Source organism: Anditalea andensis (genome assembly GCF_000714815.1).
GTDB classification, from domain to species: domain Bacteria; phylum Bacteroidota; class Bacteroidia; order Cytophagales; family Cyclobacteriaceae; genus Anditalea; species Anditalea andensis.
Genome location: NZ_JMIH01000016.1, coordinates 221,300 through 243,305 on the forward strand (window position 1 = coordinate 221,300; position 22,006 = coordinate 243,305).

General features: G+C 39.8%; 16 protein-coding genes. 6 read left to right on the forward strand and 10 right to left on the reverse strand.

The window, feature by feature from the left end; all coding sequences use genetic code 11:
• Positions 1-65: 65 nt before the first annotated feature.
• The 4 genes from EL17_RS09325 to EL17_RS09340 form a co-directional block, all read right to left on the reverse strand.
• On the reverse strand, positions 66-1,379 hold the full coding sequence (locus EL17_RS09325; RefSeq protein ID WP_035072935.1) for a BNR repeat-containing protein: 1,314 nt from the start codon (positions 1,377-1,379) through the stop codon (positions 66-68).
• A 1-nt stretch (position 1,380) separates the two neighbouring features.
• On the reverse strand, positions 1,381-2,592 hold the full coding sequence (locus EL17_RS09330; RefSeq protein ID WP_035072937.1) for a DUF2264 domain-containing protein: 1,212 nt from the start codon (positions 2,590-2,592) through the stop codon (positions 1,381-1,383).
• A gap of 192 nt (positions 2,593-2,784) precedes the next feature.
• Positions 2,785-4,458 (reverse strand): RagB/SusD family nutrient uptake outer membrane protein, encoded by a 1,674-nt coding sequence (locus tag EL17_RS09335; protein ID WP_164675022.1) that lies wholly within the window; start codon positions 4,456-4,458, stop codon positions 2,785-2,787.
• A gap of 13 nt (positions 4,459-4,471) precedes the next feature.
• The gene (locus EL17_RS09340; protein WP_035072939.1) at positions 4,472-7,435 is read right to left on the reverse strand and encodes a SusC/RagA family TonB-linked outer membrane protein; all 2,964 of its coding nucleotides are present in this window, start codon (positions 7,433-7,435) and stop codon (positions 4,472-4,474) included.
• Between the two features lie 243 nt (positions 7,436-7,678).
• On the opposite strand from EL17_RS09340, the gene EL17_RS09345 reads away from it, so the two are divergent.
• From EL17_RS09345 to EL17_RS23875, 5 genes are all read left to right on the forward strand, one after another.
• Entirely contained in the window at positions 7,679-8,821 is a 1,143-nt protein-coding gene (locus tag EL17_RS09345) for a hypothetical protein (RefSeq protein WP_035072941.1), read from the forward strand.
• Between the two features lie 211 nt (positions 8,822-9,032).
• On the forward strand, positions 9,033-9,896 hold the full coding sequence (locus EL17_RS09350) for a glycoside hydrolase family 16 protein (protein WP_035072943.1): 864 nt from the start codon (positions 9,033-9,035) through the stop codon (positions 9,894-9,896).
• 45 nt (positions 9,897-9,941) lie between these two features.
• Positions 9,942-10,745, forward strand: a complete 804-nt coding sequence (locus EL17_RS09355; protein ID WP_035072945.1) for a 3-keto-disaccharide hydrolase — start codon at positions 9,942-9,944, stop codon at positions 10,743-10,745.
• A 237-nt stretch (positions 10,746-10,982) separates the two neighbouring features.
• On the forward strand, positions 10,983-11,141 hold the full coding sequence (locus EL17_RS23085) for a hypothetical protein (protein ID WP_240485960.1): 159 nt from the start codon (positions 10,983-10,985) through the stop codon (positions 11,139-11,141).
• A 12-nt stretch (positions 11,142-11,153) separates the two neighbouring features.
• Positions 11,154-11,270 carry a type II toxin-antitoxin system PemK/MazF family toxin gene (locus EL17_RS23875; RefSeq protein WP_205623551.1) on the forward strand — a complete coding sequence of 39 codons (117 nt, stop codon included), beginning with the start codon at positions 11,154-11,156 and terminating at the stop codon, positions 11,268-11,270.
• A gap of 511 nt (positions 11,271-11,781) precedes the next feature.
• Here the strand turns inward: EL17_RS23875 and EL17_RS09370 are convergent.
• Both EL17_RS09370 and EL17_RS22615 read right to left on the reverse strand, forming a co-directional pair.
• Entirely contained in the window at positions 11,782-12,753 is a 972-nt protein-coding gene (locus EL17_RS09370) for a glycoside hydrolase family 43 protein (protein WP_035072947.1), read from the reverse strand.
• Positions 12,754-12,766: 13 nt separating this feature from the next.
• Positions 12,767-14,701 carry a family 43 glycosylhydrolase gene (locus EL17_RS22615; protein WP_084166166.1) on the reverse strand — a complete coding sequence of 645 codons (1,935 nt, stop codon included), beginning with the start codon at positions 14,699-14,701 and terminating at the stop codon, positions 12,767-12,769.
• A 212-nt stretch (positions 14,702-14,913) separates the two neighbouring features.
• Here EL17_RS22615 and gloA2 point away from each other — a divergent pair, with 212 nt between their 5' ends.
• Complete coding sequence (gloA2, locus tag EL17_RS09380; protein ID WP_035072950.1) at positions 14,914-15,297, forward strand: SMU1112c/YaeR family gloxylase I-like metalloprotein; 384 nt, start codon at positions 14,914-14,916, stop codon at positions 15,295-15,297.
• A 153-nt stretch (positions 15,298-15,450) separates the two neighbouring features.
• Here gloA2 and EL17_RS09385 read toward each other — a convergent pair whose 3' ends face one another.
• The 4 genes from EL17_RS09385 to EL17_RS09400 all read right to left on the reverse strand — a co-directional run bounded on the left by EL17_RS09385 (position 15,451) and on the right by EL17_RS09400 (position 21,997).
• Positions 15,451-16,389, reverse strand: a complete 939-nt coding sequence (locus EL17_RS09385; protein ID WP_035072952.1) for an NAD(P)-dependent alcohol dehydrogenase — start codon at positions 16,387-16,389, stop codon at positions 15,451-15,453.
• A 280-nt stretch (positions 16,390-16,669) separates the two neighbouring features.
• Entirely contained in the window at positions 16,670-17,761 is a 1,092-nt protein-coding gene (locus EL17_RS09390) for an acyloxyacyl hydrolase (RefSeq protein WP_035072955.1), read from the reverse strand.
• Positions 17,762-18,455: 694 nt separating this feature from the next.
• Complete coding sequence (locus tag EL17_RS09395; RefSeq protein ID WP_164675023.1) at positions 18,456-18,755, reverse strand: PG0541 family transporter-associated protein; 300 nt, start codon at positions 18,753-18,755, stop codon at positions 18,456-18,458.
• Positions 18,756-18,886: 131 nt separating this feature from the next.
• The gene (locus EL17_RS09400; RefSeq protein WP_035072959.1) at positions 18,887-21,997 is read right to left on the reverse strand and encodes an efflux RND transporter permease subunit; all 3,111 of its coding nucleotides are present in this window, start codon (positions 21,995-21,997) and stop codon (positions 18,887-18,889) included.
• Between the last annotated feature and the right edge of the window lie 9 nt (positions 21,998-22,006).

Below are 22,006 nucleotides of genomic sequence, written 5' to 3' on the forward strand. Positions count from 1 at the left end.
TCATGCCTGATTGCCGTAAGGCAGGCTAAATTTCATGTTGTATAATGGTGTTTTTTGCTGTTGATTTAGTTTTCTAATTGAAGTATATGAATGGGTGTGGTCAGGCCTTCTGCCACTCCTTCACCATCTTTTTGTTCTACTTTCTGGACAAAAAGATGAAGCTGTTTGAAATTCTTCCAGAGCGATATATCGTGGGTGGGTTCCCACTGGCCTACCCCTTCTGTGGTCAGATCTTTTACTATCCAGTCTTCATTTTCAAGATCATTGCAGTAAGCCATCGTTATTTTATTGTCTCTTTCCTCATCTCTGAAAATGATATATGCTTTGACATGCCTTTCCTCACTGTTGATCAGTAGCTGCGGTCTGGATATGGGAATCCTTTTGGTTCCTCCCCCGCCTAGGTAAAATGGGGTCTTTCTATTTCCCGGACTGGTTTTCTTCCATCCCTGCTGACCATGGTAGATGATGTGGTATTGAGGTATGCTGTCTTCCGCCCAGTAGGATACTATATATGGATTACCTTCCTCATCGGCAGCCATGGCCGTCTGGTTGATCAGGCTACTTTTCTGAGGGATCATCCAGGCATATTCCGCTGTGGACACTGTGATAGGAAGTGTATAAGCTTCACCAGAGGATCTACGCCAGGTAATACCCCCATCAGTAGATCTGGCATAGGCCATATCATGATTGGTAGCCACATCCCAGCTTTCTCTCCACACCCAGCTCAAATGGATAGTGCCCTGACTATCTATATATGCCTGCCAGTAGGCGTTTCTTTCCCCTTCTCCATCTATGAGGTTTTTGTGAAGTTGGGACCATTCTCCCTTTACTATATCATATTTATTCATCACCAGATTTCCTCTACCGGAAGCACCCGATCTATATAAGAAGATAAGATTACCATCAGGCAGCTTATGAAATTCCGGATAGGTAACTTTTTCCTCCTCTTTACCGGTCATAGAAATCCTCTCTCCCAGTTCTAAGCTGAGAGGATCTTTGCTTTTTGCATAGCGGAGTGGATTATCATGATGGTCCCACGATACATGCAGGTAACCATCACCGTCCAAGGTGATACTGATGGTATTGTGGGCATCTTTGACATTGCCGTGATAAGGCGTGACTTTCGTTTCCCATTCACCTGTCCCAAGTTTTCTTTTGCCCAATACCAGATTCCCATCACCATCATAAAAAGCAGTAAACTGATATTCATGATCGGAATCCAGAGAATTTCTTCTAAAGATGACGGTGTTAATCGAGTTGTTGGCCCAGCCCTCTCCTACTGTAGAAAAAGTAACAGGACTATCTTCCAACCCCTGTGCTCTACAGGTGAAGACCAGCAAAATGCAAATCAGTAAAGACAGGTATATTTTGCCGCCCATATCAGATAGCTTTGTCTATTATAGGTGTTTTTCCTCCCCAGATTTTCTTTTGGGTCCACTCCGCTGCAGGAAGTGACCAAAATGGGGCTTCAGGCGATAAGCCCAAAGGCAAAAATACTTGTGAGCACAAATAAAGACTGCCGGTGGAAATATATGGTTCTGCAATCTCAGGCTGGTGTCCATAAAATCCCAAGGTAAGCCATCCCCCTTTATCAAACATATCTGATGCTTCCAGATGTCTGGCTATGATAGCTCCCAAAGCTCCCCTTACCTGTGCAGGAGACACATCTTCTGGCAGCTCTTCCCAAAGGGCTATCTGCGCCAAAGACTGGAAAGCGCCAAACCGATACGCCATAGACCTGCCGATAATAGGATATGTACCTTCAGGTGAGATTAACCTTTCCTGTATCGCTGCATACCTACTTGCTCTCTTTATAAATAGTTCGTGGTCTTTAAGAGATCCTTTTTCAAAATCTACCAGTACTTTTGAAATATCCAGCATCATCGGCTGGATCACAAAGCTGTTATAATAGTCGTAATGAAACTCCGGACCGTCTCCATACATCCCGTCTCCAAGGTACCATTCTTTATGTTTATTCATGGCATAGGCTATCCTTACCATGTCTCCATCACCTTCGAATTTCAGTAGGGCAGCTTCTACCATAGCTGTAAAAAGTAGCCAGTTACTATAGTAAGGGTTAATCTGACGAGATGACTTTAAGGCGGTGATGATATTGGATTGTGTAGTGGCATCCAGCCTATCCCATAGTTGTGTAGGGGCCCGCAGAAGACCTTGGGCTAAAAATGCTGCATCTACCAAAGGCTGTCCGCCTTCACTGAAGTTCATGAAATCAGGGGAGTTGGGATCAGTAGCATTTTTCAAAGACCGGTGAACCATGATGATGTATGCTTCCCTCAACTGCCCTTCCTCCGACTCATCGGCACCTAGTTCCAGCCAGGGAGCCATGCCGGAAAGGAGTCTGCCAAATGCTTCCAGATAAGTTACTTTATCCCTGTCTCCATAGGCATTGGGAGCTGTTTCTATGGGCATGTTTTGCTTTAGGGTACCCTGGCTGAGATTTTGCAGGACAGGATCAGCTATCTTAGTAAGTACAGATATGTAATACTCACGGTCAGGATCGGATTGGGCTATAGTAGCTGAACTTATAAATATCAGCAGGCAGGCTAAGCCTAATGTTTTTATTTTATACATTTTGGGTTTAATGGTTGATTTGGTCTGGCCAGGCAATGCTTTAAAAATTGATAGTACAATTTAATTACATCTGCTGGAATTTAGCTTATTTTATTGAGTTTTAAGATGATTTTCTGCTTAGGTAGCGCTTATTGGATTTTTAAAATTAAACTATCCAGTGGATGGTAAACTCCACTGGATAGGTGTTTAATATTAATAACCTGGGTTTTGGGTCAATTCACCATCCCTGTTCAAATCTATTTCAAATTGAGGAATAGGCATTTTCATATGAAAATCCTGCAAGCCATTAGTAGTCTCTATTTCTCCATTTGCCAAAGGCACAGTTCCTGTAAGTCTTCTTGCACGATCCACCAAAGTCCCGGTCCTGACAAGGGTCATTCTTCTGTTTTCCTCTGCCAAAAGTTCTCTTGCTCTTTCATCTAATATAAAATCAAGATTAATATCAGCCGCCGAAACTGGGCTTGCATTGGCTCGGGCCCTTAACATATTGATATCTGCTGCGGCTCCTCCTAGATCCCCCTGAAGAAACCTCGCCTCAGCTCTAAGGAGATAAGTTTCTGCCAGTCTCATTCTCATATGATCCTTCCACTGTCCAAAGCCAAATGGATCCCTATCATCATAATGACCCCACTTAGTGCTATAAGGAGTCATCCTCCATATGGTATCCGCTTGGAATATACGGATGGTATTACCATTTACTAATGTGAACTCGGAATTCTGACCATATGGGACTGCCTGCCCCCTGATATTATTATAATTGCTTCCGGGATGGTTGAAGTATAATTGCCTTTTGATATTATATTTGGAATTCCTCATATCCTGTTCCTCATATAGGTCATAAAGCACCCAATTGTTTAACCTTACCCGTGCAATACCTCTGCCCCCTAAAGAATCTGTAGGTTCCATTCCTGGAATGTCGTAATATCCACTCACCCATAGCCTCCTTTGTTGAGGATTGGACGAACTGCCTCCAGTTACATCAGATGGGTTTTCCGCTTCCATTACCCAGATGGCCTCAGTATTGCCCTGGCTTCTTCTTAGATTTCCCTCTAAAAACATATCAGAAAAGGGGTCACCAGGCTGGTTGGCATTTACTCCATATCTTCCGGTGACGAGTGAATATCTTCCGCTGTTGATAATAGCGTCTGCCTGGGCTTCAGCCTCGACGGGTTGGCCTATTCGTAAATATACTTCCGCCAATAGCTGATGTGCCATTGCTTTGTTCACCCGGCTTTCAAAGCTCGCATTACCCGGAGAAGGAAGACTTTGCACACCAAATAAAAGATCTTCTACTATCACTGCATTCACTTCCGCTGAAGGTGTTCTTACAAAATCGGTTTTAGGTGCAGTCAATGCCTCTGTCAATAAAGGTACATCTCCATATAAGGTAACCAGCATATTATACGCATAAGCTCTAAAAAATCTTGCTTCAGCATTGAAAGCATCCAATTCTGCCTGGTTCATACCAGTAGTCTGTCCGCCTTCAGCATTTTGGATCAATATATTGGCATTGTTGATTAATCTGTATAAAGCAGTCCATACCTTACGGGCTGCCGGATCCATGGAATTCATCTGGGCATAATCAAAGTACGGCCTTGCATCTCCATTTGATCTGCCTGATGGAGCCCAAAGTATATCCGTCCCAAGATGCCAAATACCAATAAGAGTCTGATCCTGGTCTGTAGTACTCATCCAGTGAAAGTGATGATACAAACCTATAGCTGCAGCATCAAAACCTAACCTGTCATTTAGAGATTCAGGGGCATACCTATCCAATACAATTTCTTCCAAGAAAGAATCACTGCAAGAAAACAATAGGGTACAGCCTACCAAAACCGTAAGAATATATTTATATATTAATTTCATGATTTAGTGGATATTATAGTGTGACATTCAAACCAAATGAGACAGTTCTTACTAGTGGGTAATTATTCTGATAATTATCAGAACCTCTCTGAATATATTCTGCCTCAGGATCCCAACCTACCCAGTTGGTGAAAGTATGAAGGTTTCTACCCGCCATATAGACGGTAAGGTTTTGTATCCCGAACCGTGTAAGCAATACGGAAGGAACATTATACCCCAGTCTTATATCTTTTATTCTCACAAAGCTGAAATCTTCTGCAAACTGGAAACCTCTATAATTCCTGAAGGCTCCTAATGAAGGCCAATAATTACTTGGATTCTCTGGTGTCCAGTATCCTATGTCTTCCGGAATATTCCTTCTTCCTGCTTCATCTGCATAAGTAAGGACATTGTTACTTCTAAGTCCACCTCTTACCGCCTGCACAAAAATCGATAAATTAAAGTTTTTGTATCTGAATGTATTGGTAAGGCCACCTATCCATCTAGGGTCTCTTTGCCCCAGAATAATTCTGTCATCTGCATTGATTACACCATCCCCGTTCTGATCTCTAAATTTGATGTCCCCGGGTCTTGATACGGGATCATGGCCTGCCACTTCTTCACCTACCTGCCAGATGCCCAGTTTCTCATAATCAAAAATTACCCTCAGTGGATGACCTATAAACCAGTTGTTCCCTACATCATCTCTACCGTCTCCATACAGCTCCAAAATCTCATTTCTGTACTGAGAGTAATTCAGGGAACTTTCCCATACAAAATCCCCTCTTGTAAGGTTTACTGTATGTAGCGTAAATTCCAAACCAACATTCTGCATCTTGCCTAAATTTGCCCATACATTATTGTATCCGGTAGTGGTAGGTAGGTTTCTACGTAAAAGGATATCATTGGTCACTGTTTTATAGGCTTCAATCGAACCCCTTACTTTATTTTCGACGATCCCAAAATCCAATCCTATATTGGTAGCCGTAGTGGTTTCCCAGTTGAGGTTGGCATTTCCCATATTATCATAAAGCACCCCTACTTGTGCAGTACCGTTAAATGGCTGAAGTACTGTATTAGCTACTGAAGCAGTTTGGTTTACGTCAATAGCCTGGTTGCCAGTTTGTCCATGGGATATCCTCAGCTTCAATTCTCCTATATTATTATTTGACATAAACCCTTCATTGTGAATATTCCATCCCAATGCAATAGAAGGGAATAATCCATATTTAGAGGTATTGGCACCAAAGGCAGAATATCCATCACGTCTGGCGGTCACGGTGACCAGGTATCTACTATCATAAGAATAGTTCATTCTCCCCATCTGAGAAAGAAGTGTATAACTATTGCCTTCTGACCATGCTTGCTGAGTAGTACCTGCCTCCATTCTATAAAAAGAAAGGGCATCATTGGTAAAGCCTCTAGACTGGGCTCTATTTCTAAAAAAATCGACTTTTTGTGCACTATAAAGTCCGGTAAAATCTATTCTGTGTTTATCAAATTCCCTTGAATAGGTAAGAATATTTTCCAGTACCCAATTTTGTCTTTCTGTATTATCTGTATTAGCAGTCCCAAATAGATCATTGGCGGGCCTTCCGGTATATTGTGCAAATCTATTGATGTTATAGACGAAATTACCGTTCAGCCTATAATTAAGGCCCGGTATGCCTGGTTTAATATCCACATACCCACCGCCTGATAGTGTTTTTTGCCTATCCTGTCTATCTGCAGTGGTCATCAGTAATGGATTGACGAACAATTGCTCCGGAGCCATCGGCCAAACAATAAGGTTGCCATTTTCATCATAAGGAACAGAATAAGGACTCATAGCAGAAGCCTGTAAAAGGTTAGCCCTACCTCCGTCCTGGTTCCTATCAGTAAAAAATGCCGAAGTTCCTACAGATATGTAATCATTGATTTTGGCATCGATATTAGATCTGATACTGGTTCTCTTAAAACCAAATCCTTTAATGACTCCCTGCTGATCCAAGTGGCTACCAGATACAAAATATTGCACATTCTCTGTTCCTCCGGATATGCTAAGGTTATTTTCGGTGATTCTTCCCTGCTGCGTGGCGACATCCATCCAGTCAGTGGTAATACCTGCATTATAATTGTCCACCTCTGCAGCATTTGGTAATACCTGGGTTCTGGACAAGTTATTTGCAATAAGGAAATCCTCATATTTTTGAACATACTGGTCTGGCCCCATAGGAGTAAGCATATTCGCAAATCCCTCAAAACCTGTATACCCGCTATAGTTTATTCGTGGTTTACCCTCCCCTACATTTCCTCTTTTGGTGGTAATCAAAATCACACCGTTAGCACCCCTCGTACCATAAATAGCTACAGCTGAGGCATCTTTAAGTATTTCTATGGATTCTACATCATTGGGGCTTATATCATTGATACTACCAAAAAATGGAGAACCATCCACTACCAGAAACGGACTTGTATTGGCATTAATAGAATTAACCCCTCTTATTTGCATTCCTCCTGGACTACCCGGTACAGAAGATCCTTGGGTGACGTTAAGCCCTGCTGTGGTACCCTGTATAGCTTGAGTAATGTCAGTGACGGGGAGGTTAGATAATCTGTCTTTTGGAACAGAAGCTACTGATCCGGTGATATCTGATCTTTTCTGCGTACCATAACCTACTACCACCACCTCATCTAGTTGACTTATATCTTCTCTCAAAACAATCTCAAAATTATTTTGATTGCCAACATTTATCTCCTGGGTGTCAAATCCTACAAACGAAAGTACAAGGATTGGATTGGCTGTCCGGAGGTTAAGGGTAAACCTGCCATCGAGGTCTGTCACCGTACCATTGGTAGTTCCTTTCTCCAAAACACTTACCCCAGGAAGAGGTAAATTCTCAGACTGGTCCACTATGGTGCCTTCCACAGTTCTCGGAGTATTTTGGCCTATAGCCTGGGTGATACATAGCAAGAGAAGGATAAATGTCCCTGGCCATTTTAGTAACCATTCTTTCATAATTTTTGGGTTTGAATGTTAGAAATAATTATTTTAAGCACCTGTATTTCCTTCTTTTATTACTTTTTGAAATTAGAAGAAAAGCATCAGTTAGATTTTAATAAATAAGCTGAAGCAGGTATTTAAATCGATTTCAATATGGAGATTAAAAAATATTATAGTAAATTTAACGACCATTTAACGGTATTTGTAACTGTTAAATCAGGCTTATTTTCATAATAAACAATACATTTTGAGGTGCAAATGGAAAAGCAAGAGAAGTTGGAAAGTTTGGAAAAAGTTCTTAGCAGTAAAACATTTGTCAGGGCCCCCTCTTCAAGTGTGCTTCTCAAATTTTTAGTAGAAGCTACACTAAACAATAAAGATCTTAAAGAAACCACCATCTCCATGGAACTCTTCGGGAAAAACTATGCTGATGAAAAAAGTGATGCACATATCCGGGTGAATGTTTACCACCTCAGAAAAAAGCTTGACAAATATTACCTGGAAGAAGGCAAAGATGATCAGTGGAGAATGCATATTAAAAAAGGTCAATACCAAGTGACTTTTGAAGAACGGAAAAAAGATGCGCCCACTCAACCCAAAAACTATAACAAATTAATTATAGCCTCAACAGTTATACTCCTAGTAATAACAGGGTGGTATGTAAGACGCGAAGAACGTGTGCTTTTATGGCAGCCTTTTTTCTCCAATAGTAAACAGACGACCTTATTCATAGGTGATTTTTTTGGAATTATGGGCACTACGGTCACAGGTCACCATGGGTGGAACCGTGACTATGATATTAATAATCTATCTGATTATTACCAGTTTGTAGAAGATCATCCTGAAAAAAAAGACGAAGTCACACCGGCCAATTATCCCTATGTCACCGGAATGGCCGCTAATGGAACCATGAACATTTCGAGGCTATTTCACCAAAAAAATAAGGATTTTGATATTCAGTTCAGTTCTCAAACCACTGCTAAAGACGTATCTAAACATAACTCTATCTACATTGGACCTATAAAAAATAAGAACCTGTTTATTGATTTCTTTAATGATGCCAATCCAAACTTCCGGATAGAAAACAACTTTCTGTTTTACAAAAACAGTCTTTCTGGCCGTGACACTTTGATCAGTTTAAGCATAGATGATGGATCTGTTTATGAACATGCTATTGTCAGCAGGATTAAAGGCCCTAATGATACTGAGCAATTTATATTTTTCTCCGACCATGACATAGGCGTAAAAGCAACCACTGAAAAATTCAGCGACGCTGGTTGGATGAAATCTCAGTTATTGCCCCAGATAGGTAATCATAGTTATTTTACAGGTGTCTTTTTAGTCAAAGGTAAAAACAGGACCAATTTTGAACTTGAATTATTGTTCATGGAAATTTTGTAAGAAGCAATCATTTGCCAGGTAATATGATTAAAAAATGTATGGTAAAGAAATGGAACCAATCAAGTTATACACATCCATTACAATAAATATGAAATCGAGCATGGCCCCGTACCTACGGGATCAAACACTGGGATAATTACATATTTTGCGAAATTCCACCCTGATATTCGTTCCGTAAAAAGTGACGACCTTTAGAAAAAAATATAAACAGATGAAATCTCAACTTTATATAACATACATACTATATAGCCTCGGCATGCTTTTTAATATGAAAGCAATGGCCCAACATAATTCTATTTCACCTCCAGTGGGGTATACTTTAGTATGGCAGGATGAATTTGATGAGGAGGGGCCACCAAATCCTGAATTCTGGTCCTTTGAAACGGGATTTGTGCGCAATGAAGAACTTCAATATTATCAGGAAGAAAATGCAGTGGTTAAAGAAGGTAAACTCATCATCACCGGTCGCAGAGAAAAAATTTTGAATCCTCAATATAAAGATGGCTCTCCTGACTGGCGCCAAAATCGTGAATATGCCTCCTATACTTCTTCATGTGTGAAGACCAGTGGTAAAAAACTTTTCCGCTATGGAATCTTCGAAATAAAAGCTAAAATTGATACTGCTCTGGGCATGTGGCCCGCCATATGGACTTTGGGCGAAAGTAAAGGCTGGCCGGCAAATGGCGAAATAGATATCATGGAATACTATCGTGTAAACGGTGAAGGTACTATCCTAGCCAATGCCGCCTGGGCAAGTCCTAATAAGGTCGCCTGGGATGAAATGAAAATTTCCATAGACCATTTTGTAAAGCAGGATCCCCGATGGCCAGAGAAATTCCATATCTGGAAGATGGATTGGACGGAAGATTATATCAGGTTATACCTGGACGATGAGCTGCTGAACGAAATAGACCTTAGCAAAACCATTAATCCTGATGGTTTTAATCCTTTTCATCAGCCACATTACCTTTTATTGAATCTGGCCATAGGATCAAATGGAGGCGACCCCTCCAATACCCCGTTTCCCAAAAGATATGAGGTAGATTATGTAAGGGTTTTTCAAAAAATTGAATAAATTACAGATAAACTTTGTCACGGTTAATTTAAAATTAAATTCCACATGAATTTTTATAAAGTCTCTATTATTCCCCTTTTGCTTTTACTGATCAGCTGTAATGAAAACACCAGCAAAACATCGTCTGTGGAAGAATCATTTGATGAATGGACCACAATTTTTAATGGCAAAGATCTGGAAGGTTGGACTCCTAAGATCCATAGACATGAAACAGGTGAAAATTATGCGGAGACATTTCGGGTAACTGACGGTATGCTAGAGGTAAATTATGATGGCTATGATAAATTTGAAAATCGATATGGCCATCTTTTTTATGAAAAAACCTATTCCTCCTTTCACCTCACATGGGAATATAAATTTACCGACCAATGGATGGAAGATGCTCCTTCCTATACTTACCGAAACAGTGGGGTGATGTTTCATTCTCAGGATCCCTATACTATAAAAAAAGACCAAGACTGGCCTATATCCGTGGAATTCCAAATGCTGGCGGAAGCTGAAACAGGTAAAAAAAGACCCACCGGAGCTGTATGCACCCCTGGTACAGAAGTGGTGTTTCAAGGACAGTTAGATGAAAGGCACTGTATAGATTCCAGCGCGGACACCTTCCATTGGGATGAATGGGTAAAAGCTGATCTCATCGTCTACGGAGACTCTCTGATCATCCATTTGATCAATGGAGACACGGTCCTTCAATATACCCAGCCGAGAATCGGAAGTTCAGGGGTGGTGAACAATTATGATCCTAAAATAAAGCAGGATGGCCAACCGCTAAAGACCGGATATATTTCATTACAAGGGGAAGGACAAGGGGTTTTGTTCAAAGATATTAGGATCAGAAAGCTATGATAACCTTGGTAAAATGGATATAAAACAATATATCATAACACCTTTATATAGCATGTTATGCATTATAATCTTCCGTTTGAATCATGAAAATATGAAATAGTAGTCCTTTTGAACTAAAAAATACGCAATATATTAATGATTTATAATATAATCCTTATTTGTATATGATCGAATCAAAAGAATATGGCCACCTTCACTAGCTCGTTGGCCCAGATCTATTAGATTAACTTGACTAATATGCCAGAACTGGAGATTCCAAAAAACAAGTTGATTGAGAAAGCTTTAAGATTATACTTGAATCACCTGAAAAGAGCTGCTTACACAAAATCCTACAGTCATTCGGAGAATGATGAAGATATGATCAGTATCGCAGAAGAAGGTATGGTTGCTACTTGAAACAAATAGATAATGAAACAGGGTGAAACCTGGTATGCTAACCTCAATCCTACTATAGGCTCAGAACAAGAAGAGCTACGTCCTGTAGTCATCATCAGCGGAAATTTACTCAATAAACATTTTAAATAGTCATCACAGTACCTCTGACTACTAAAATAAAAAAATTCAGGATAAAACCGCAAATTGAAGCCCCATCCTACCAATAACTTAAAACAAACTTCTGAATTGATGGTATTGCCTATACGTACAATCTCAAAAGAATGCCTGATAGAAAAATCCGGAAATATCTCCAACCAACAATTGCAAATCACTCTAGTTAAATTAGGAGATATTACTAATCTATAAATGGCGTAGATGATGGATTTATTCTTCAATATGTTTAATTGAAGAATTTAAAATTTATGTGAAGATGTTGCCTACTATGATTAGGGATTTAATAGGATTTCTACATCATAATTACATTTATCTAATAACCAAGTGACCGTATAATTCTTACGATTTATCATAAATAATATGAGGAAAGAATAAGACAGGTAGAAAAACTTATAACTATGACCCTCTCCTACCATCGTACTTCTTTCCTCGTACTCAAATCTTCATCGCTTCTCACTTATTACTTCTTACCGCATTTCTTCGAAGTCTATTCAATCCGGTCCACTCCCTCTGTAGTCATCTGCACACGCTTCATGGTACCGTCTTCATTGTAATAAAGATAATCGATACAGACCGAACGAAGATAACTGCCACCATTTCTTGGTAAGGCACCATTGTGATAAACAAAATACCAGTTTCCTTTAAATTCTACGATTGATTGATGATTGGTATTAGAATTCCCAGCTACTTCATTAAGTATACCTTTGTATTCCCATGGTCCTTTAATACTTTTGCTCATGGCGTAAGCGGTCCTTTCAGGAAACATCGAAGCATAGGATAAATAATACCATTCGCCTCTTTTATGGATATATGGAGCCTCTTCAAAGTCAGGTAAATCTACAGGCATGATTTCTCCATCCAGTTCAATCATATTGTCTTTCAGTTTGGCATAATAGCATTGTAGATTTCCCCAATATATATACGCCTGTCCGTCATCATCTATAAAAACGGTGGGATCTATATCGTCCCAAGAGTGGGAAGCCCATTCAGTAGTCATATCATTGGTAACCAAAGCAGTTCCCCTGGCATCTACAAATGGTCCAGTAGGGCTATCTGAGACTGCTACCCCCATGGCTTTGCCGGGAATGGTAGCATGTTCAGTCGAAGTATACCAATAAAACTTACCATCTCGCTCCACTACTTCAGAGGCCCAGGCACTGGGCCCGGTAGACCATTTAAAATCTTCCGCTTTTAAAGGTATAGGATACTCAGTCCATGTTTTCATATCTTCTGTAGAAAATACTACCCAATTCGGAATATGGTATCCTTTCCCATCTCCGGCATCCTGCCCTGCATATAAATAAAAAACATCATCATGGACTATTGCAGCCGGATCAGCGGTGTATTTATGGCTGAAAAGGGGATTTCCTTCGGTTTTATACTGTACTTGTTCTTCCTGTGCAGATGCTCCCACTAAAATGCCTACCGACAGCGCAAAGGTTAAAATCTTAAATTTCATATTTTCAATGGGTTTATTTTATGGTTATTTTTATAGTTACCTTCTCCATGGATGGATCCAATAACTGTTCTTTCTTCATATTCAGCACTGGAATACCGTCTTTGTCAAAATGTACTGGCCGGATACGTGCATGTCTTCCCGGATCAAACAGTCCCCCATCACCTTTATCTCCGGGACCACTCACTTCCCCTTCAGTTCTGGAGTGATAAACTATCAATGGTTGATCCATCTCATCTATTGTAAATGAATTATGCCCCGGTCCTACCTGCCCGTCAAGATCGTCTGAACTAAGTAACGGATAGGGGATTTTTGCCCAACTATCTACATCCAGTAAGTCAGCGTCTGCATCTGCATGCAGGATACCTATGCTATATGCCTCATCTACGGTGGAAGCGGAAAATGCCAGAAATACTTTACCGCCATTTTTAATGACAGCAGATCCTTCATTGACCCATGTATTGTCTTTTCTCTCCCACCCGTACTGGGGAACTGATAACAAAGTGGCTTTTGATGTCAACTTCCAGGGCTGATCAGGATCAATAGAAGCGATCATAATGTTTGACAGCATTGGCTTTTCGGCCCAGGACACATAGTGGGTCCCGTTACTTTCAAAATAGGTCATATCCAGTGAGAAGTGCTTAAAAGCCATTTCATCTCCCTCTACTGCCTCACTGTAGTGCCCTTCGGTCTCCCAGTTTTCCGCTTTCATGGGATCTCTGTCTCCTTTATTACAGGCTATTATGATAGGACGAATACCCCATACGCCCCACTCGGGTCTGCTGGTAGTAAACAGTACATACCAAGTGCCGTTTATTTCATGAATTTCGGGGGCCCATACCCAGCGCTCACTGATAGCTGATTTATCTACATGCCAGATAGTGATCTCTTCCGCATTAGCCAGATCTTCTATTCTCTCTGCTTTTCTGAGGATAACCCTATCATATCCAGTAGGATCATCACTTCCTATCATAGGATAAGAAGCAGTAAAGTAATAATAACCATCACTTCCCTTCACCACATGTGGATCTGCCCGCTGCTCTATAAAAGGATTTTCAAACTGATGGAGCTTGACAGTTCCAGTAATTTCATAAGTACCCCTTTTTGAGGTGTTCAATTGACGCAGCTCCTTTTCACTCCACCGTACTGGATGTTTTTTTGTAGATCCATCGCTATATTGAGCAGTGACCATTTCAGGAAGATCTACTGAAAATCTTTTACCTTTTGCTACGGAGATTTCTTCTATAGGAGCAAATCCTGTATGGACTATAGTGCCATATTTTCTTAAAATTCTCTTAAAAGCCTCTCCATCTAAATTAAGTATACTTCCCTGCACAGCACCTCTAGGAGTATCAATATTCGCTAAAGATCTGCTATAAGATCCTATTTCTCTTGTTTGGGATATCGTTTTCAGATCCTGGGTCATTGATTCGTAAAATTTGCCATCCGATCCGCTCCAGGATATTCTATATGATCTTAATTTACTATCAAACTCACAGATAGGGTTTTTTACTTTGATACTATCTGATAGAATTACTAATCTTTCATTTTTAAAATCAATTAAATCCTCCGAATCATATATAAATACCCCATGACCATTTTGGTTGTCTGATGTGATGAGACCGAAGCCTGTATCCTTATTGAACAAATGGGGAGCACCCATTTTACGTGATCCGATCAATGGATATAAGATAGCTTTACCATTATTTAACGGTGTAAAATTTCCATTGCTATTATAGGCTAAATGCAAAGCTTTAGTACGTTCTGAGTCCCCTTCACCCACATAGACCAACAGTTTTCCACCTTCGGATCTGGCTGTATCAGGGTTTATAAATGCAGTAAAAAAAGAGTTGGGTTTAATGTTACATTCTGCATATTGGGGACATAACAATGATAGACAGATAATCGCTAACGCGTAATAGACGGGGGTTTTGAAATATGGTTTGACCATGTTACTATTTAAATGAGAACTACAAATAATTCATTTCACAATTCTATACGTACAAATATAAATAAAGTGTCAATTTTACACTAATTTAAATATATATAATTACCCAGCAGCATTTATGAGGATTAAATTTATTATTTGGAATTTATACCGCTATATTCGGCTCTACCTTAAAGGGCGATATTTACATAAAATAGATAAAAAAAAAGTTATCCATGATTCAAAATATACACCATATCGCTATTATTTGTTCCGATTATGATATTTCTAAAAAATTTTATGTTGAAGTTCTGGGTTTGACTATTATAAATGAAACCTATAGATTAGAAAGGGATTCATATAAGTTAGATTTAGCTATAAATAAAACATACTGCATTGAGCTTTTTTCATTCCCAAACCCTCCTAAAAGAATTTCCAGACCAGAAGCCAGTGGATTAAGACATCTGGCTTTTGCAGTAAGCAATTTAGAGCAGTCTATTGATCATCTAAAAAACCACCAAGTGGTATGCGAACCTATCAGAATAGATAATATTACAGGAAAACGGTTTACTTTTTTCAGCGATCCGGACGGATTACCATTAGAATTATACGAAGGTTAATTATAATATTTGAAACACAATATATCATTTCCTATAAATTATAAAATCAGGTAATCTTTGGAAACCACTATACTCACAGGCAATCAAAATACATCGATTCGTCAACTATACGAACCGATGTGTTTATTCTCTCCAAATTTAACTGTAGTTTATTTAAATTTCGATGACGACCTTACCCGTAAACCCACCTTTCTGAGCTTTTGAATGTGCCTCAGAGATATTTTCTAACTGAAATATTTCAGCAATATAAGGTTTAAGCCACCCATCCTCCACGGTCTGTTTGATTTTATATAAATCATGCCGATCAGGCTTCACTACCACTATTTTCATTTGCCGGTGAATGGCTACATCTTTTAATGCCTTGGCAGCTCCTGCAAAATTTTCTGCCCCCCCTTTAGTAGATATAAACATGCCTTCACCTTCCAGCTGGGCTATAAAATCAGATATGGTATGTTTACCACTTGCATCAAAGATCAAATTAAACTTATGGTTTTCAGGAATTTCTTCTTTGTCATAAGCCCAGACTTCTGTACAGCCTATATTCTTAGCAAAATCCACGTGATCTCCACTACAGGTACCATATACTGTACAGTCAAAGCTCCTTGCTATCTGCACAGCTACTGCTCCGACACCACCCGTACACCCCATCACTAAGATTTTATCTCTATTTTTTAATTTCCCTAAACCAATTAAACCCTGCCAAACGGTACAACCCACAAGAGGCAGTGAAGCTGCTTCGGTGAAATTAATATTTGCCGGCTTATGACAAAGATTGATATCCTTTGCGATGATCTGCTCGGAATAGGCACCACCCAGAGCAGCATTCAAAAAGCCAAACACTTCATCACCTTGATTGTATTTATTGTTTTTGGACGCCAAAACTGTACCGCTAAAATCACTTCCTATAATATGGTCACCAAATAAACCGGTAACAATTTTTGTCCTTCCTTCCCTTACATGAATATCAATTGGATTGACAGATGAAGCTTTATTTCTTATAAGGACTTCACCATCTTTGAGGTCGGGAACAGGTACTTCTTTAATTTTAAAAACTTCAGGACCTCCATATTTTTCGATAACAGCTGCTTTCATGATTATGTTTCTTTTAAAATCTTTTAAAATTGAATGTTAATCGTCACCCAATAACTATACCTATACTCAACCTTCTTCAATAAATCGCTACGGCTGAGTATATTTTAAAGTAGACATAAATACGTAGCTATAAGGCAATATTATGTAACTTAACCTAAACATCGGTTAAACAGAATATATATATATATAAGATAGAACCGAAGATATGGCTACAATAATCATATACACAAATATGATTTGATTATTAATTAATAAGTGAGGATAACTTCTGCCTAAAACGTTACCATAACTGTCTTCCCAATGTCCATTCCATATAATCAGCTCTTCCACCATGTGCCCTTAATGTGAGCGATACTGATGTTTTCTCTCCAACCTGATATTTTAATCCATATCGCTGATAAGCCATATGATGAGTAGGATGAGGCTTACGAAGATAAAAGGCATATTGTGTGACCAGGCTTACTTTATTCATATGAAGTTCATGTCCAAAAGCAACTCCCCATCGCCAGCTAAAAAAAGGAATGTATCCGTCATTCTGGGCATTCATAGCCATTCGATCTCTTACATATCCTTCATTATAATCTACATCCAATCCTCCGCTAAATGAACCTAGTAGATTATATCGATAGGCCAAAGTATAATTCATTCCAAATGCCGGAAAAACGTTATAATCCAGGTTCCTAACACTTTTGACTCCCCCTCTCAAAAAGGCATAGTGGGAAAATTTTTTAAGTTCATAATCCACTTCAGGGCTATTAAAGGCTGGCAGAATACTGGCACTCTGTTCTGATAATTGATAACGCACTCCTAGCCCCAATGACAATATGTTAAACCCGGTATTGGGCAATCTTCTAGCGCCATTACTGATATGGGTAATTCCGCTAATAAACTGCACATCAAATCTGGATGAAAGGTCATAAGTATAAATGAGCTGTCCTTCTACAAAGAAATTTAAATTGGTGCCAATAGCCTGCTGCTCCGGATTGTCTATGGGATCATACGGATTTTCGACATAGGCCAATCCTACCGATACCCTTCCAGAAAGATCATGCCGTCCTCCACCCACCAAACTTGGTTGCATAAAACCACTTAATGCAATTGACCTTCCGGTTGCCAGATTTCCATGGTCCATATAGGTCAGACTTACTCCTGTCAATGGATAGTTCATGGCCCTATGGTATTGCTTAGTCTTCAGTACAGTAGCATAATCTAATTTAAAAAAAGTGCGATCACCTTTTACCTCTGCCATATCCTCTGAATAGCCAAAGAGCTGTCCTCTTGAACTTTGGAATTGGAGATAGCTCTGACTATAGGAAGGGAAAATAGGGATAATAAGAAACAGTGTTATGATAAGCTTAAAAGTAAATTTCATTGTTGTAATTATTCTAGTTTTGTTATTAGAACCGCTATTTTATAAATAGGGTTTAATTTCATACATGCTTTATAGGGTTTAATTTCATACATGCTTTTACCGTGGAGTTAAAATCAGCTCTATGCCTTTTTGATGTAAGTAAGCTATATTGGGCAAGGTTTAGGCTCCCTACACCGGAAATACATATGTGGTAAAATCCTGAAATACTATCGTTTTGTCTGAAAATGACTACAACTGATTACATGATGGACAAGGATATAAATCTATTCATCAAACAAAAGTCCCGAGCCCTTTCAAAAGTAAATCAAACACTATTTACCATCTAATGGCCCGAGAACTTTTTTCATCAACCGTCAAGAACTTCAAATAAAATATTCTATATCTCAGTAACTTCCTGTCTATCACTACCCTACGCACCGTAAATGTCCCTGGGGTTTATTTATTATTTAGCTTTACAGTATTACTTAAACAGGATACTATTGCATAAGGGCAGCAATAGGGTGAATTTATTTCATCTTCCAAATATATACCGAGGCGTAATTCCATTTCAAATATCAGTGCTTGTATATACCAATGAGAAACATTAATTTCGTTTAAGAAATTTTTATGTTTAAATTTTCCAGTTGTATGGATTCCAAAGGATCTAAACACCTCAATAACGATTCTATACTGCGTATAGGTCATCATTTATTTTTTAGAAATCTGCTATTGCGGCATCCCATGTAAATGCTTTTAGTCCCTGATCCACCCCAGAAGCATTCAGTTCTTTTAAATTTGATAATAGATCATCTGCTTTATCAGCAGGGATAAAACATAAGACTGCATTATTTAGGGCAGGCCATGTATGGGTTCCCATTTTTGGCTCTCCTTTATCTGTTCCTCTACCCTGTAAATCATTGAATTTGGTAAACCCCCGGATTTCCAATTCTTCTAATACATTCAGAACTTCTTCTGAAAAAGCCTGATTGAATATGATCATTATTGCTTTCATCATTATTTTATGAATTTTTAAGGGCGGTATGGAACCAAGGATGCATTCCCGGTTAAGGATCGGGTTAACCAAATAGTTAATATTTCTATCGCGCTAGATTTCAACACTTGTTTTTAACATTATGAATGGGAGGACTAACCTTCCAATAGGCTGATTTTCTTAACCTTCTTTCTATGGAATATAGCATAAACTACAGGAACCAAAACCAAAGTCACTACTGTAGAGAATATCAATCCTCCAAGAACTGCTATGGCCATAGGCTGCCAGGTTTCGGACCCCTCTCCAGTACTGAATGCCAACGGAAACATGGCCAATATGGTAGTCAAAGTAGTCATCAATACTGGTCTCAGTCTGGAAGCCCCCGCATTTACGATAGCATCGAATAATGATTCTCCACGACCTCTTAAAAGCTGTATATAATCTACCAGTACTATAGCATTTTTTACTACTATACCTACCAGAATAATGGCTCCTATAAAGGCAATAACACTAAGTTTTGTATTGGTCAGCACCAATGCTATAATTACCCCCGTAAAGGCAAAAGGAAGAGAAAACATGATGATAAAAGGATCCTTTAAAGATTCGAATTGGGCAGCCATGACTATATATACCAAGATGATACTAAGCCCCAAGAGCAGAAAAAGATCTCCGAATGCTTCCTGTTGCTGTTCTATATCTCCTCCAAAGGCTATTTCCACATTTGAAGGGATATCCATATCATTATCGATATAATCGGAGATTTCATCAAAAACCACATTTAAGGGTGTGCCTAACAGATCAGCAGTCACCTGGACATTTCTTTCCCGGTCTTTACGTTCTATTGTCGGTGGCACCATGATCTCCCGGATATCCGCAAATGATCCCAGTTGTATATAATTACCTGCAGGAGAAAGAATCTCCACATTATTTAAATCCTCCAGAGATTCCCTGAAACTTCTGTCATATCGGATGATAATGTCAAACTCCTCTCCTTCTTCCTTAAATTCCGTAGCAGTCAGACCGGCAATTTTGCTTCTTACATTCTGACCCACTACTCCGGGGTTCAATCCCAGCATGGCCATTTTTTCTCTATCAAAATCTATCTGCAACGCAGGCTGGGCATCACCTAATCCTAAATCTGCATTTCTTACCCCATCTATCAAGGCCAGCCCGTCTCTGATCTGCATGGCCAGGGCTTCCGTAACCTGTAAGTCATTACCGATGACATCGATCACTACCGGGGGCCCCTGTCCAGCCATTCCCCCTTGAGTACCTACAGAATAGGTGATGATTTCTGGAATATCGTGCAGCCTGGTTCTGATAACTTCTGCTATTTCAAATACAGACCTGGACCGCTCATCCACCTTGACCAAAGTAGCAGTGATGTCAATGACATTTGGATCAGAACTGCCGCCTCCCATGCTCATACCTCCAGTAGAAGTTCCGATACCGGAAGATATGATCCTCAGTTCCGGAACTTCCTCTTCAAATATTTCTTCGATTTTGCGCATAGTCGATACAGCACTTGGTGAGTTTCTGCCCGTCGGAAGTTCTGCAGTGATGGCGATACGTCCATTGTCAGCCTCTGGCATAAACTCAGTTCCCACTAAGGGTATCAGAAAGAACGAACCGATAAAAAGTACAAATGAAACTATGACTACCCATTTTTTTCTTATCAATGCCCAGTTAAGAATAGACTTATATTTTAGATCCAGTTTGGTTAGTATGTTCTCTATCCCATTGTCCAGCTTTCTTCCAAAATTTGTTTTTTTGCGCGATATACCGGCAGTTTCCAGCTTCAGTAATTTAGAAGATAGCATGGGAACAAGTGTAAGCGCCGCAAATGTGGACACCACCACGGTGACTACCACTATCATTCCCAGCTGTCCAAACCAGATTCCTGTCATACCTGTCAAAAGGGTCAATGGAAAAAATACCGCTACCACGGTGAGTGTAGTGGCCATTACGGCTACCCCTACTTCTCCTGTACCATAAAGGGCTGCTTCACGGGGTTTGGTACCTTTTTCTATATAGGTAGAGATATTTTCCAATACCACTATCGCATCATCCACCACCATCCCCAATGCTATGGAAAGAGAAGAAAGAGAGATCAGGTTAAGAGTATTACCGGTGAGCGCCAGATAAATAAAAGCTGCTATAAGAGATACAGGAATGGTCAAAGCCACGATAAAAGTAGCTCTCCACCGTCTTAAAAATATCCAAACAACCAATACCACAAAGATAATGGCATAAAGCAGTACACTGGAAAGGTTTGAAATAGAATTTTCAATAAATTCAGAGGTATCGACCACTGTTTCTATGTGGACATCTGCTGGTAGGTTTCTCTTCAGTTCCGGAAGTATGGTCAAAACAGATCTGGCCACTTCTACTGTATTGGCGCGGTTCTGTTTTTGCACAGTAAGGGTAATGGCATTTTGCCCGTTCACCATTTCAATGCGCATGTCCTCGTCTACAGCGTCATCCACTGAAGCTATATCCGTCAGATAGACTATCCCCCCTTGCTCTGTGTTTTTTACCACTACCCTTCCGATGTCCTCTATCGACCGGAACTCAGTATCTATCCTAATGTTATACTGTTCTTTTCCTATGCTAATATTGCCGGCCGGAATGATTACGTTTTCATTTCTTAATGCACTGGAGATATCATTAATATCTAATGCATAACTCCTCATTTTCATTGGATCAAGATTGATCTGTATCTCCCTAGTAGGCCCGCCCTGTATATTTACAGTACCTACTCCCGGCACCCTATTCAGAGGGGTAACTATCTCATTATCGAGGATTTTCCTTAGCCCTGGATAGCTTTCGTCGGCTGTAGCCGCCAGGGTTATAACTGGGAAGCTGGCAGAACTAAACCTGTATATCATAGGTTCATCCACATCCTCCGGTAAAATATCCCTTACCCGGGACAGGGCATCCCTTATATTATTGGAAGCCTCGTCGAGATTCGACCCCCAGTCAAACTCTAAAGTTACAATAGAGAAATTCTCCACCGAGGTAGAGCTGATATCCTCCAGATCATTTATGGTACTGAACTGGTCTTCCAAGTGTCTGGTAACATTTTGCTCTACTTCCAATGCACTGGCCCCTGTATAGCTGGTCATCACCGTGATGACAGGGGGGTCTATTTCCGGAAATAGATCTATAGGTAAATTAAGGGTGGAATATATTCCAAATACCATGATAGCCACAAATATCATCATGGTCATCACTGGTCTGAATACTGCCGTTTTGAATAGATTCATTTTAGGATA